This window comes from Pseudomonas sp. MWU12-2345, from assembly GCF_023242385.1.
Taxonomy (GTDB): domain Bacteria; phylum Pseudomonadota; class Gammaproteobacteria; order Pseudomonadales; family Pseudomonadaceae; genus Aquipseudomonas; species Aquipseudomonas gingeri_D.
Map to the genome: position 1 here is coordinate 137,062 of NZ_JALLJA010000008.1, position 12,120 is coordinate 149,181.

At 61.6% G+C, this 12,120-nt stretch carries 14 protein-coding genes; 11 read left to right on the forward strand and 3 right to left on the reverse strand.

Annotation, left to right across the window (positions count from 1 at the left end; all coding sequences use genetic code 11):
• Nucleotides 1-3: 3 nt before the first annotated feature.
• Entirely contained in the window at nt 4-528 is a 525-nt protein-coding gene (locus M5C71_RS17485) for an HAD family hydrolase (protein ID WP_103498071.1), read from the reverse strand.
• The gene (locus M5C71_RS17490; RefSeq protein WP_103498070.1) at nt 529-1,503 is read right to left on the reverse strand and encodes a KpsF/GutQ family sugar-phosphate isomerase; all 975 of its coding nucleotides are present in this window, start codon (nt 1,501-1,503) and stop codon (nt 529-531) included.
• 276 nt (nt 1,504-1,779) lie between these two features.
• Here M5C71_RS17490 and M5C71_RS17495 point away from each other — a divergent pair, with 276 nt between their 5' ends.
• The 11 genes from M5C71_RS17495 to M5C71_RS17545 all read left to right on the forward strand — a co-directional run bounded on the left by M5C71_RS17495 (nt 1,780) and on the right by M5C71_RS17545 (nt 10,841).
• The gene (locus tag M5C71_RS17495) at nt 1,780-2,589 is read left to right on the forward strand and encodes an ATP-binding cassette domain-containing protein (RefSeq protein ID WP_103498069.1); all 810 of its coding nucleotides are present in this window, start codon (nt 1,780-1,782) and stop codon (nt 2,587-2,589) included.
• Between the two features lie 2 nt (nt 2,590-2,591).
• Nucleotides 2,592-3,389, forward strand: coding sequence for a lipid asymmetry maintenance ABC transporter permease subunit MlaE (gene mlaE, locus M5C71_RS17500; RefSeq protein WP_103498068.1), 798 nt, complete (start codon nt 2,592-2,594; stop codon nt 3,387-3,389).
• Nucleotides 3,389-3,856 (forward strand): outer membrane lipid asymmetry maintenance protein MlaD, encoded by a 468-nt coding sequence (gene mlaD / locus M5C71_RS17505; protein WP_103498067.1) that lies wholly within the window; start codon nt 3,389-3,391, stop codon nt 3,854-3,856. The genes mlaE and mlaD overlap by 1 nt, the downstream gene beginning before the upstream one ends.
• 11 nt (nt 3,857-3,867) lie before the next feature.
• Complete coding sequence (locus M5C71_RS17510; protein WP_103498066.1) at nt 3,868-4,527, forward strand: ABC transporter substrate-binding protein; 660 nt, start codon at nt 3,868-3,870, stop codon at nt 4,525-4,527.
• Entirely contained in the window at nt 4,520-4,825 is a 306-nt protein-coding gene (locus M5C71_RS17515) for an STAS domain-containing protein (protein WP_100942236.1), read from the forward strand. The genes M5C71_RS17510 and M5C71_RS17515 overlap by 8 nt, the downstream gene beginning before the upstream one ends.
• Before the next feature lie 116 nt (nt 4,826-4,941).
• The gene (locus M5C71_RS17520; RefSeq protein ID WP_103498065.1) at nt 4,942-5,181 is read left to right on the forward strand and encodes a BolA family protein; all 240 of its coding nucleotides are present in this window, start codon (nt 4,942-4,944) and stop codon (nt 5,179-5,181) included.
• Between the two features lie 24 nt (nt 5,182-5,205).
• Nucleotides 5,206-6,471 (forward strand): UDP-N-acetylglucosamine 1-carboxyvinyltransferase, encoded by a 1,266-nt coding sequence (gene murA / locus M5C71_RS17525; protein WP_100942234.1) that lies wholly within the window; start codon nt 5,206-5,208, stop codon nt 6,469-6,471.
• An 88-nt stretch (nt 6,472-6,559) separates the two neighbouring features.
• Entirely contained in the window at nt 6,560-7,195 is a 636-nt protein-coding gene (hisG, locus tag M5C71_RS17530; protein ID WP_103498064.1) for an ATP phosphoribosyltransferase, read from the forward strand.
• Between the two features lie 141 nt (nt 7,196-7,336).
• Nucleotides 7,337-8,671 (forward strand): histidinol dehydrogenase, encoded by a 1,335-nt coding sequence (hisD, locus tag M5C71_RS17535; protein ID WP_248768376.1) that lies wholly within the window; start codon nt 7,337-7,339, stop codon nt 8,669-8,671.
• A complete protein-coding gene (gene hisC, locus M5C71_RS17540) occupies nt 8,668-9,720 on the forward strand; it encodes a histidinol-phosphate transaminase (RefSeq protein WP_248746773.1) in 1,053 nt (350 codons plus the stop codon). Before hisD ends, hisC begins: the two co-directional genes overlap by 4 nt.
• Before the next feature lie 395 nt (nt 9,721-10,115).
• Nucleotides 10,116-10,841 (forward strand): hypothetical protein, encoded by a 726-nt coding sequence (locus tag M5C71_RS17545; RefSeq protein WP_248746774.1) that lies wholly within the window; start codon nt 10,116-10,118, stop codon nt 10,839-10,841.
• A 110-nt stretch (nt 10,842-10,951) separates the two neighbouring features.
• On the opposite strand, the gene algW is transcribed toward M5C71_RS17545, so the two are convergent.
• Complete coding sequence (gene algW, locus M5C71_RS17550; protein WP_152740050.1) at nt 10,952-12,109, reverse strand: Do family serine endopeptidase AlgW; 1,158 nt, start codon at nt 12,107-12,109, stop codon at nt 10,952-10,954.
• Nucleotides 12,110-12,120 lie beyond the last annotated feature (11 nt).

Below are 12,120 nucleotides of genomic sequence, written 5' to 3' on the forward strand. Positions count from 1 at the left end.
GCTCTACAGGTAGGCGGCGTGAGCCGCTTCAAGACTGCCCTGGGCTTGCAGGATCAGCTCGCAGAATTCGCGGGCGGCGCCGTCGCCGCCCCGGGCCCGGGTGATGCCGTGGGCGTGTTCGCGGACAAAGCTGGCGGCGTTGGCCACGGCCATGCCCAGGCCGACGCGGCGGATCACCGGCAGGTCCGGCAGGTCGTCACCCAGGTAGGCGACCTGTTCATAGCTTAGATTGAGCTGGGCGAGCAGGGTGTCGAGCACCACCAGCTTGTCCTCGCGGCCCTGGTAGACGTGGGGAATGCCGAGGTTCTGCGCCCGTCGTTCGACCAGTGCGGTTTTGCGACCGCTGATAATAGCGGTTTGCACGCCGGCGGCCATCAGCATCTTGATGCCCTGGCCGTCGAGGGTGCTGAACGACTTGAATTCGCTGCCGTCCTCGAGGAAGTACAGGCGACCGTCGGTCAGTACGCCATCGACGTCGAAGACCGCCAGCTTGATGGCCTTGCCGCGTTGCAACAGATCGTCGTTCATTTACATCACTCCCGCGCGCAGCAGATCGTGCATGTTCAGGGCGCCCACCGGGCGGTCGTCGCTGTCGACCACCACCAGCGCGCTGATCTTGTGGTCTTCCATGATTTTCAGGGCTTCGGCGGCGAGCATGTCGGCCCGGGCGGTCTTGCCGTGAGGGGTCATGACGTCTTCGATCAGGGCCGTATGGATGTCGATGGTGCGGTCCAGGGTCCGGCGCAGGTCACCGTCGGTGAAGATCCCGGCGAGGCGCCCGTCGGCTTCGGCGATCACGGTCATGCCAAGGCCTTTGCGAGTCATTTCCATCAGCGCATTTTTTAACAGGGTGCCGCGCAGGACCTGCGGCAGCTCATCGCCGGCGTGCATGACATTTTCAACTTTCAGCAGCAGGCGCCGGCCCAGGGCACCACCCGGGTGGGAAAAGGCGAAGTCCTCGGCGGTGAAGCCGCGGGCCTCGAGCAGGGCCACCGCCAGGGCGTCGCCCATCACCAGGGCCGCGGTGGTGGAGGAGGTCGGCGCCAGGTTCAGCGGGCAGGCCTCGTGCTCGACATGCACGTTGAGGTTGACTTCGGCGGCCTTGGCCAACGGTGAGTCGGGATTGCCGGTCAGGCTGATCAACTGGATGCCCAGGCGTTTGATCAAGGGCAGCAGGGTGACGATTTCCGCGGTCGAGCCGGAGTTGGACAGGGCCAGGATGATGTCATCGCGGGTGATCATGCCCATGTCGCCGTGGCTGGCTTCGGCGGGGTGGACGAAAAACGCTGTGGTGCCGGTGCTGGCCAGGGTCGCGGCGATCTTGTTGCCGATGTGCCCGGACTTGCCCATGCCGACCACGACCACACGGCCCTTGCTGGCCAGAATCATTTCGCAAGCGCGTACGAAATCTGCGTCGATATGGGCGAGCAAGCCTTCTACGGCTTCGCGTTCGAGGCGGATGGTGCGTTGTGCTGATTGAATCAGGTCGCTGGATTGGCTCATGTCAGAAATCGGTTAGCCTGATGAAAAGGCGCGATTATAGCGGTAATGCCTTCTCCACTCCCACTAGATCATTGCGTTTTGCGTGGTGCCTATAGGACTTTGCCTCGCAAGCCGCCAAGCCCGGCTGTATTTATACCGAACAAGGGTGGCTTCGGCCTTGGGCGGGTCGTATCAGCGGTGATATAGTTCGCGGCTAGTTCGGCCCGCTCAGGAAGTATGCGCCTCTTCTAGAGAGGCCTGGTGTCCGAGTCCGAGGCTGTATCGCAAGGAGTTTAGATGAGCGCCGATAACGCCTACGCGGTCGAGCTGAAGGGTGTGACCTTCAAGCGCGGTGCGCGCAGCATCTTCAATAATGTCGACATTCGTATCCCGCGAGGCAAGGTCACCGGCATCATGGGACCTTCCGGGTGCGGCAAGACCACCCTGTTGCGGCTGATGGGCGCGCAACTGCGCCCCAGCGGCGGCGAAGTCTGGGTCAATGGTCAGAATCTTCCCACCTTGTCGCGCGGCGATCTGTTCGACGCGCGCAAGCATATGGGCGTGCTGTTCCAGAGCGGTGCGCTGTTCACCGACCTGGATGTTTTCGAGAACGTCGCCTTTCCGCTACGGGTTCATACCGAACTGCCGGAAGAAATGATTCGTGACATTGTTCTGCTGAAATTGCAGGCGGTGGGACTGCGCGGGGCGGTCGACCTGATGCCCGACGAGCTGTCCGGTGGTATGAAACGGCGTGTGGCCCTGGCCCGGGCGATTGCCCTGGACCCGCAGATCCTCATGTATGACGAACCGTTCGTCGGCCAGGACCCGATCGCCATGGGCGTCCTCGTGCGCCTGATCCGACTGCTCAATGACGCCCTGGGCATCACCAGCATCGTGGTTTCCCACGATCTGGCCGAAACCGCAAGCATCGCCGACTACCTGTATGTGGTCGGTGACGGCCAGGTGCTCGGGCAAGGCACCCCGGAAGAACTGATGAACGCCGATAACCCGCGTATCCGCCAGTTCATGAAGGGCGATCCCGACGGTCCCGTGCCGTTCCACTTTCCGGCGACGGACTACCGCGCCGACCTGTTGGGGAAGCGCTGACAATGCGCAAGAAATCACTTATCGAGAGAGTGCGTCTGTTCGGCCGTTCGGGCCTGGACGTGCTCGCCGTGCTCGGCCGTTCGACGTTGTTCCTGTTCCATGTGCTGTTCGGCCGAGGCGGCATTGGCGGCGGTTTCGGGCTGTTGATCAAGCAATTGCATTCCGTGGGCGTGATGAGCCTGGTGATCATCGTCGTCTCCGGCGTGTTCATCGGCATGGTCCTGGCCTTGCAGGGCTTCAACATTCTTTCCAGCTACGGTTCCGAGCAGGCGGTGGGGCAGATGGTTGCCCTGACCCTGTTGCGTGAACTCGGGCCGGTGGTCACCGCGCTGCTGTTCGCCGGACGGGCCGGTTCGGCGCTGACCGCCGAAATCGGCAACATGAAATCCACCGAGCAACTGTCCAGCCTGGAAATGATCGGTGTCGATCCGCTCAAGTACATTGTTGCGCCGCGGCTCTGGGCCGGCTTTATCTCCCTGCCGCTGCTGGCGATGATCTTCAGTGTGGTCGGGATCTGGGGCGGTTCTTGGGTGGCGGTGGACTGGCTGGGGGTCTATGACGGCTCCTACTGGGCCAACATGCAGAACAGCGTGACCTTCAGCAGCGACGTGCTGAATGGCATTATCAAAAGTATCGTGTTCGCCTTCGTGGTGACCTGGATTGCCGTGTTTCAAGGCTACGATTGTGAACCCACTTCCGAGGGGATCAGCCGCGCCACGACCAAGACCGTGGTTTATGCCTCCCTGGCAGTGCTGGGCCTTGACTTTATTCTGACCGCCTTGATGTTTGGAGATTTCTGATGCAAAACCGCACCCTGGAAATCGGTGTCGGCCTTTTTCTGCTGGCTGGCATCCTGGCTTTGCTGCTGCTTGCGTTGCGGGTCAGTGGACTGTCCCCTACGACAAACACTGAAACGTATAAATTATATGCGTACTTCGACAATATCGCCGGTTTGACTGTCAGAGCCAAGGTCACCATGGCCGGTGTCACCATCGGCAAGGTGACGGCGATCGATCTGGACCATGACAGTTTCACCGGCCGGGTGACCATGCAAGTTGAAAAACGCGTGAACAACCTGCCGACTGATTCCACTGCGTCTATCCTCACGGCGGGCTTGCTCGGCGAGAAGTACATCGGTCTCAGCGTGGGCGGGGAAAGTGCCGTGCTCAAGGATGGTGGGACCATCCACGACACCCAGTCGTCGCTGGTACTGGAAGATCTGATCGGTAAATTCCTGCTCAATACCGTGAACAAAGACGCCAAATGAGGAGTTTTTCCATGATCTCGATGTTGCGACGTAGTCTGTTGGTGCTGCTGGCGACCTTGCCTCTTATGGGCAACGCCATGGCGGACACGTCGGCCCATGACCTGGTCAAGAGCACCACTGACCGGATGCTGGCCGACCTGACCGCGAACAAGGCCCAGTACAAGCAGAACCCCCAGGCCTTCTACGATGCGCTTAACAGCATCGTCGGCCCGGTGGTGGACGCCGAAGGTATTTCCAAAAGCATCATGACGGTCAAGTACTCGCGCAAGGCCACGCCCGAGCAGATGAAAACCTTCGAGGAGAACTTCAAGAAGGGTCTGTTCCAGTTCTACGGCAACGCCTTGCTGGAGTACAACAACCAGGGCATCACCGTCGACGCGCCGAAGGATGAGTCGGGCGATCGCACCAGCGTTGGCATGACCGTCAAAGGCAACAATGGCGCCGTCTATCCGGTTTCCTACACCCTTGAGAAAATCAATGGCGAGTGGAAACTGCGCAACGTGATCATCAACGGCATCAATATCGGCAAGCTGTTCCGCGATCAGTTCGCCGACGCGATGCAGCGCAACGGTAACAACCTGGACCAGACCATCAACAACTGGGCCGGTGAAGTGGAGAAGGCCAAGGCCGAATCCGAGAAGAACCCGCAGAAGGGGGCGCAGAGTGAGTGAAGCCAGCGTTCGCGCCGGTGAGGCAGGTGAAGTGCTGCTGGCCGGCGTGATCGACTACAGCACCGGCCCGGCCTTGCGCAAGGACGGGCAGGCGCTGATCAAGGCCAGCACCGCGCCGGCCCTGGTGGTCGACTGTTCCGCGGTGGAGAAATCCAGCAGTGTCGGCCTGGCCTTGCTGCTGGCATTCATGCGTGACGCCGCCGAGGGCGGCAAATCCCTGAGTATTCGCGCCATGCCGCAAGACATGCGTGAAATCGCCGAGGTTTCCGAGTTGACGGAGATCCTCGGCGTTCATTGACAGTGCCATGAATAAAGAAGCCCCCCGTCAGAGTCCTGCAATGCGGGGTTCGCAGGCGCGGGGCTTTTTTGTATGATGGCCGACCCGCGCGCGTTGGGCGCCGATTGAGGTTGAGCATGCAGGCCATAGAAGTGAAGAGCTTCCTTGAGGGAAAGCTGCCGGGAAGCCGTGTTGAAGTTGAAGGCGAAGGCTGCAACTTCCAGCTGAATGTGATTAGCGACGAACTGGTGGCCCTGAGCCCGGTGAAGCGTCAGCAGAGCATCTATGCCCATTTGAACCCGTGGATCGCCGATGGCAGCATCCATGCGGTCACTATGAAATTTTTCAGCCGCGCGGCCTGGGCCGAGCGCACCTGAGCCTGAATTGGCGTCGAGACCCTTATGGACAAACTGATTATTACTGGCGGCGTTCGTCTTGATGGCGAAATCCGCATTTCCGGGGCGAAGAACTCCGCCCTGCCGATCCTGGCCGCCACGTTGTTGTGCGATGGCCCGGTGACCGTGGCCAACCTGCCGCACCTGCACGACATCACCACCATGATCGAGCTGTTCGGGCGCATGGGCATTGAGCCGGTGATCGACGAGAAGCTCAGCGTGGAAATCGATCCGCGCACCATCAAGACCCTGATCGCGCCTTACGAGCTGGTGAAAACCATGCGCGCCTCGATCCTGGTGCTGGGCCCGATGGTCGCCCGTTTCGGTGAAGCCGAAGTCGCCCTGCCTGGCGGTTGCGCCATCGGCTCGCGTCCGGTGGACCTGCACATTCGTGGCCTGGAAGCCATGGGTGCGGTGATCGACGTCGAAGGCGGCTACATCAAGGCCAAGGCGCCGGAAGGCGGCCTGCGCGGGGCAAACTTCTTCTTCGATACCGTCTCCGTGACCGGTACCGAGAACATCATGATGGCCGCTTCCCTGGCCCGTGGCCGCAGCGTGCTGCAGAACGCCGCGCGCGAGCCGGAAGTGGTCGACCTGGCGAACTTCCTCAACGCCATGGGCGCCAAGGTCAGCGGTGCCGGTACCGACACCATCACCATTGACGGTGTGGAGCGCCTGCATTCGGCCACCTACAAGGTGATGCCGGACCGTATCGAAACCGGTACCTACCTGGTGGCCGCGGCTGCCACTGGTGGCCGGGTCAAGGTCAAGGACACCGATCCGACCATTCTCGAAGCCGTGCTCGAGAAGCTGAAGGAGTCCGGTGCTGAAATCACCACCGGTGAAGACTGGATCGAGCTGAACATGCATGGCAAGCGTCCGAAGGCCGTCAACGTGCGCACCGCGCCGTATCCGGCATTCCCGACCGACATGCAGGCCCAGTTCATTTCGCTCAACGCCATTGCCGAAGGCACCGGCGCGGTGATCGAGACGATTTTCGAAAACCGTTTCATGCACGTGTACGAGCTGCATCGCATGGGCGCCAAGATCCAGGTCGAAGGCAACACCGCCATCGTGACCGGTACCGAACGCCTGAAAGGCGCGCCGGTCATGGCCACCGACCTGCGGGCTTCGGCCAGCCTGGTGATTTCGGCCCTGACCGCTGAAGGCGACACGCTGATCGACCGCATCTACCACATCGACCGTGGTTATGAGTGCATCGAAGAGAAGTTGCAGATGCTCGGTGCCAAGATCCGCCGCGTTCCGGGCTAGTGTTGTCCCCCTTTGCCGGTGCGAGCCTGCTCGCGCCGACAAGGGAGAATGAGCCTTACTGATACAGGTTGAAGGACTTAGTTTCCCCATGCTGACCATTGCACTGTCCAAGGGCCGCATTCTCGACGACACCCTGCCGCTGCTTGCAGAAGCGGGCATTGTGCCGACCGAGAATCCGGACAAGAGCCGCAAGCTGATCATTCCCACGACCCAGGCCGATGTACGCCTGCTGATCGTCCGGGCCACCGACGTGCCGACCTATGTCGAGCATGGTGCGGCCGACCTCGGTGTGGCCGGTAAAGATGTGCTGATGGAATACGGCGGCCAGGGTCTGTATGAACCCCTGGACCTGCAGATCGCCCAGTGCCGGCTGATGACCGCCGGTGCTATCGGTGCCGTCGAGCCCAAGGGCCGCCTGCGGGTGGCGACCAAGTTCGTCAACGTCGCCAAGCGCTACTATGCCGAACAGGGGCGTCAGGTCGATATCATCAAGCTCTACGGCTCGATGGAGCTGGCACCGCTGATCGGCCTGGCCGACAAGATCATCGACGTTGTCGACACCGGCAATACCCTGCGGGCCAACGGTCTGGAACCCCAGGAGCTGATCGCGACCATCAGTTCGCGCCTGGTGGTGAACAAGGCCTCGATGAAAATGCAGCACGCCCGCATCCAGTCCCTGATCGATACCCTGCGCAAGGCAGTGGAATCGCGACATCGCAGCTGATTCAATTGCGCGGCCTTGAGCCGCGCCCATCTATCCGTGTCATAGCCAGAATTCTCAGGTGCCCACGCGGATGGCTTGGTAGTCTTGCGGCGCCTGAGATCTGCTGTTCCCAAGCATTCGCCAATTATTGAGGCCCACGCTATGACCACGTCCAACGCAATTCGCCGACTCAACGCTGCCGATCCCGACTTCGCTCATCATCTGGATCATCTGCTGAGCTGGGAAAGTGTGTCCGACGACTCGGTCAACCAGCGGGTGCTCGATATCATCAAGGCCGTGCGCGAGCGCGGCGATGCGGCGCTGGTGGAGTTCACCCAGCGTTTCGACGGCCTGGAAGTCGCTTCCATGGCTGATCTGATCCTGCCCCGTGAGCGCCTCGAACTGGCCCTGACGCGGATCACCGCGCCACAGCGCGAAGCCTTGGAAAAGGCCGCCGAGCGCGTGCGCGGCTACCACGAAAAACAGAAGCAGGATTCCTGGAGCTACACCGAGGCCGACGGCACGGTGCTGGGCCAGAAGGTCACGCCGCTGGATCGTGCCGGCTTGTACGTGCCGGGTGGCAAGGCGTCCTATCCGTCTTCGGTGCTGATGAACGCGATTCCGGCCAAGGTGGCGGGGGTTGCCGAAGTGGTGATGGTGGTGCCGACGCCCCGTGGCGAAATCAACGAGCTGGTGCTGGCGGCGGCGTGCATCGCCGGGGTCGACCGGGTGTTCACCATCGGCGGCGCCCAGGCGGTGGCGGCTTTGGCCTATGGCACCGAGAGCGTGCCCAAGGTCGACAAGGTGGTCGGCCCCGGCAATATCTATGTGGCCACGGCCAAGCGCCACGTGTTCGGCCAGGTCGGTATCGACATGATCGCCGGCCCGTCGGAGATCCTTGTGGTCTGCGACGGCCAGACCGACCCGGACTGGATCGCCATGGACCTGTTTTCCCAGGCCGAGCATGACGAAGATGCCCAGGCCATCCTGGTCAGCCCGGACGCCGCGTTCCTCGACCAGGTCGCCGCGAGCATCGCCAAGCTGCTGCCGACCATGGAGCGTGCGGCGATTATCGAGACCTCGATCAACGGCCGTGGCGCCTTGATCCAGGTGCGAGATATGCAGCAGGCGATTGATGTGGCCAACCGCATCGCCCCGGAGCACCTTGAGCTGTCGGTCGCCGACCCGCAGGCCTGGCTGCCGCAGATCCGTCACGCCGGGGCGATCTTCATGGGTCGTCACACCTCCGAGGCCCTGGGCGACTACTGCGCCGGTCCCAACCATGTGTTGCCGACTTCCGGCACCGCACGCTTCTCGTCACCGCTGGGGGTGTATGACTTCCAGAAACGTTCGTCGATCATTTTCTGCTCGGAGCAGGGCGCGTCCGAGCTGGGCAAGACCGCTTCGGTACTGGCCCGTGGTGAGTCGCTGAGCGCCCACGCCCGTAGTGCGGAATATCGGATTGTCGCTGATAAGGAACAGGGGAAACCAGCATGAGCAAGTTCTGGAGCAAATTCGTCAAGGACCTGGTGCCCTATGTGCCGGGTGAGCAACCGAAGCTGACCAAGCTGGTCAAGCTCAACACCAATGAGAACCCCTACGGTCCTTCGCCCAAGGCCCTGGCCGCGATGCAGGCGGAAGTGAACGACAATCTGCGTCTGTACCCGGACCCCAACGGCGACCTGCTCAAGCACGCCGTGGCCGAGTACTACGGCGTGAACACCAACCAGGTGTTTCTCGGCAACGGCTCCGACGAGGTCCTGGCCCACATCTTCTACGGTCTGTTCCAGCAGGATCGACCCTTGCTGTTCCCGGATATCAGCTACAGCTTCTACCCGGTGTACTGCGGCCTGTACGGAATCACCTTCGACGCCTTGCCGCTGGACGAACAGTTCCAGATTCGCGTGGCGGACTACGCGCGGCCCAACGGCGGGATCATTTTCCCCAACCCGAACGCGCCGACCGGTTGCCTGCTGGCACTGGACGCGGTGGAGCAGATACTCAAGGCCAGCCCGGATTCGGTGGTGGTGGTCGACGAGGCCTATATCGACTTCGGCGGCGAAACGGCCATCGGCCTGGTGGACCGTTACCCGAACCTGCTGGTGACCCAGACCCTGTCCAAGTCGCGTTCCCTGGCGGGATTGCGGGTCGGCCTGGCGGTCGGGCACCCGGACCTGATCGAGGCCCTGGAGCGGATCAAGAACAGCTTCAACTCCTACCCGCTGGACCGCATGGCGATTGCCGGTGCGGCGGCGGCGTTCGAGGACAAGGCGTACTTCGAAGAGACCTGCCGCAAGGTGATCGACAGTCGCGAGTGGCTGGTGGCGCAGTTGCAGGCCAAGGGTTTCGAGGTGCTGCCGTCGGCGGCGAACTTCATCTTCGCCCGTCACCCGCAACACGATGCGGCGGCGCTGGCGGCCAAGGTCCGGGAGCAGGGCGTGATCGTGCGGCACTTCAAGCAGGAGCGCATTGCCCAGTTCCTGCGGATCACCATCGGTTTGCCGGCTCAGAACCAGGCGCTGATCGACGCCTTGGGCGAACTCTAAGCCTGTAGCCCCACCCCGTAACGCATCGGTTGCGGGGTGGGTCTCTGTGATGCAGCGCAACAAACCCTCTTATTGATTTGAACGACGTGCTTGGGCCGGGGCGGATGCTGTCGCTTTGCTGAACGGTCCTCATATTCATGATGTCGACGAAATCATCAGCTCACGTGAGCTCATTTTCAAATGGCACAATGATATGAGCCTTCGAATGATTGCCTGTTGTGTTTCGAATGGCCGCTCATGGGCTTGGTTACGCCGTTTGAGGTGAGCTTACATATCCAGGCAGTTGGGGTTGCAGTTGTTCAGGATGCTCGTGCCGCCATCGGCAAGGGTCACTCGCGTCACACGTTTGGTGAGCCTCAGTGGACTTGCCAAGTCAGACATTCAGGGAAAATGTGATGCTTAAAACACTATCTGCCGCTGTGCTTGGTTTGATGTGCGGTTCGGCGTATGCCCAATCGGTCGATGCGCCGTCCTTGAAGGCCGGGGATAGCTGGGTCTATGCCGAAACAGTGGAAACCGGCCCACAGGGTTTCTCGAGCAAGAACACATTGATGACGGTCGAACGCGTCAGCAGCCAGAGCATGCTGATCAGCAGCAAGCAGGACGGGTCCAACCAGCCACCGGTTGAAAGCCTGACGGGCCTGGACTGGAGTCGCTCCCGTGATATCAACGGCAAGCAGCAAGTGGTCAATCGCCCGTTGGCGTTTCCCTTGAGCGAAGGCAAGACATGGACGGTCGAATACACCGAGCTGAACCCTAATCGCCAGCACTCCAGCGAGACCATTCATAACGACTACGTCGTCACCGGTTGGGAGGATGTCGAGGTGCCTGCAGGCAAGTTCAGGGCACTGAAGATCGAATCCGAAGGCCAGTGGTCGGCGATGCTGGCACCCGTGGCGGTAGGCGGTGCGCAAGCTGTCGTGACACCCGGTCAGGTGACAACGATCTCCAATGCTCAACGTGTTGCGGCGCGTCCGGCCAGTGGTCGCTTGTACAAGGCGTTCTGGTATGTGCCCGCGCAAAAGCGCTTTGTAAAGTCGGTCGAAGAGTATTACGACAACAAGGGCGTGCGTTCGCAGCGCTTCAGTGAGGAACTGAAGTCGTCCAAGATGGCTGGCTGATACTGTGTTATTGCGCTGGGACAGCGACTTGCAGGAGCCGGCTTGCTGGCGATAGCGGCCTGATAGGCGACGCTGGACTTGGAGTCAAGTCCAGCGTCGGCACGATTGCCTTATTCCTCTTCCTGCGGCGGCGTCTGCTGCGGTGGCCGCAGGCCGATTTCCGCCATCAGCTTGAGCTCCTTGCCGTTGCGCAGCACCTGGATGGCCACCTTGTCAGTCGGCTTGATCCGCGCCACCTGGTTCATCGAACGACGACCGTCCGTGGCCGGCTCGCCGTCGATGCTGAGAATCACATCCCCCAGTTGCAAACCGGCTTTCTGCGCCGGACCGTCACGGAACACGCCCGCCACCACGATGCCCGGACGCCCGCTGAGGCCGAACGACTCCGCCAGGTCCTGGGTCAGGGGCTGCACCTCGATCCCCAGCCAGCCGCGAATCACCTGGCCGTGCTCGATGATCGCCTTCATCACTTCCACCGCCAGATTGATCGGAATCGCAAAGCCGATGCCCTGGGAGCCGCCGGACTTGGAGAAGATCGCCGTATTGATACCGGTCAGGTTGCCGTTGGCATCCACCAGCGCGCCGCCGGAGTTGCCGGGGTTGATCGCCGCGTCGGTCTGGATGAAGTCTTCATAGTTGTTCAGGCCCAGCTGGTTGCGGCCGGTGGCGCTGATAATGCCCATGGTGGTGGTCTGGCCGACCCCGAACGGGTTGCCGATGGCCAGGGCGATATCGCCGATGCGGATCTGGTCGGAACGGCCGATGGTGATCGACGGCAGGTTCGGCAGATCGATCTTGAGCACCGCCAGGTCGGTTTCCGGGTCGCTGCCGACCACCTTGGCCAGGGTTTCACGGCCATCCTTGAGGGCCACCACTATCTGGTCGGCCCCGGCGGTCACGTGGTTGTTGGTCAGCAGGTAGCCGGTGGAACTCATGATCACCGCCGAACCCAGGCTCGACTCCATGCGCTTCTGCTTGGGCAGGTTGTCGCCGAAGAAGCGCCGGAACTGTGGGTCCTCGAACAGCGGATGAGTGTTCTTGTTGACCATCTTGGTGGTGTACAGGTTGGCCACCGCCGGCGCGGCCAGGTCCACCGCGTCGGCATAGGAGTACGGACCCTGCTGGTGAAAGGTGGTCTGCGGCGCCTGTTGCAGGTTCACATCGAGGTTGGGCAGGCCGACCCATTGCGGGTAGCGCTGGATGATCAGCAAAGCCACCAGCACACCGGCCAGCAGCGGCCAGCCAAAGAAACGCAGAGCCTTGAGCATTGAGCAAAGTC

Bases quoted from the DNA above. Each gene is read 5' to 3' on its own strand.
- M5C71_RS17485 (WP_103498071.1), bottom strand. From the start codon at position 528: ATGAACGACGATCTGTTGCAACGCGGCAAGGCCATCAAGCTGGCGGTC.
- M5C71_RS17490 (WP_103498070.1), bottom strand. From the start codon at position 1,503: ATGAGCCAATCCAGCGACCTGATTCAATCAGCACAACGCACCATCCGC.
- M5C71_RS17495 (WP_103498069.1), top strand. From the start codon at position 1,780: ATGAGCGCCGATAACGCCTACGCGGTCGAGCTGAAGGGTGTGACCTTC.
- mlaE (WP_103498068.1), top strand. From the start codon at position 2,592: ATGCGCAAGAAATCACTTATCGAGAGAGTGCGTCTGTTCGGCCGTTCG.
- mlaD (WP_103498067.1), top strand. From the start codon at position 3,389: ATGCAAAACCGCACCCTGGAAATCGGTGTCGGCCTTTTTCTGCTGGCT.
- M5C71_RS17510 (WP_103498066.1), top strand. From the start codon at position 3,868: ATGATCTCGATGTTGCGACGTAGTCTGTTGGTGCTGCTGGCGACCTTG.
- M5C71_RS17520 (WP_103498065.1), top strand. From the start codon at position 4,942: ATGCAGGCCATAGAAGTGAAGAGCTTCCTTGAGGGAAAGCTGCCGGGA.
- murA (WP_100942234.1), top strand. From the start codon at position 5,206: ATGGACAAACTGATTATTACTGGCGGCGTTCGTCTTGATGGCGAAATC.
- hisG (WP_103498064.1), top strand. From the start codon at position 6,560: ATGCTGACCATTGCACTGTCCAAGGGCCGCATTCTCGACGACACCCTG.
- hisD (WP_248768376.1), top strand. From the start codon at position 7,337: ATGACCACGTCCAACGCAATTCGCCGACTCAACGCTGCCGATCCCGAC.
- hisC (WP_248746773.1), top strand. From the start codon at position 8,668: ATGAGCAAGTTCTGGAGCAAATTCGTCAAGGACCTGGTGCCCTATGTG.
- M5C71_RS17545 (WP_248746774.1), top strand. From the start codon at position 10,116: ATGCTTAAAACACTATCTGCCGCTGTGCTTGGTTTGATGTGCGGTTCG.
- algW (WP_152740050.1), bottom strand. From the start codon at position 12,109: ATGCTCAAGGCTCTGCGTTTCTTTGGCTGGCCGCTGCTGGCCGGTGTG.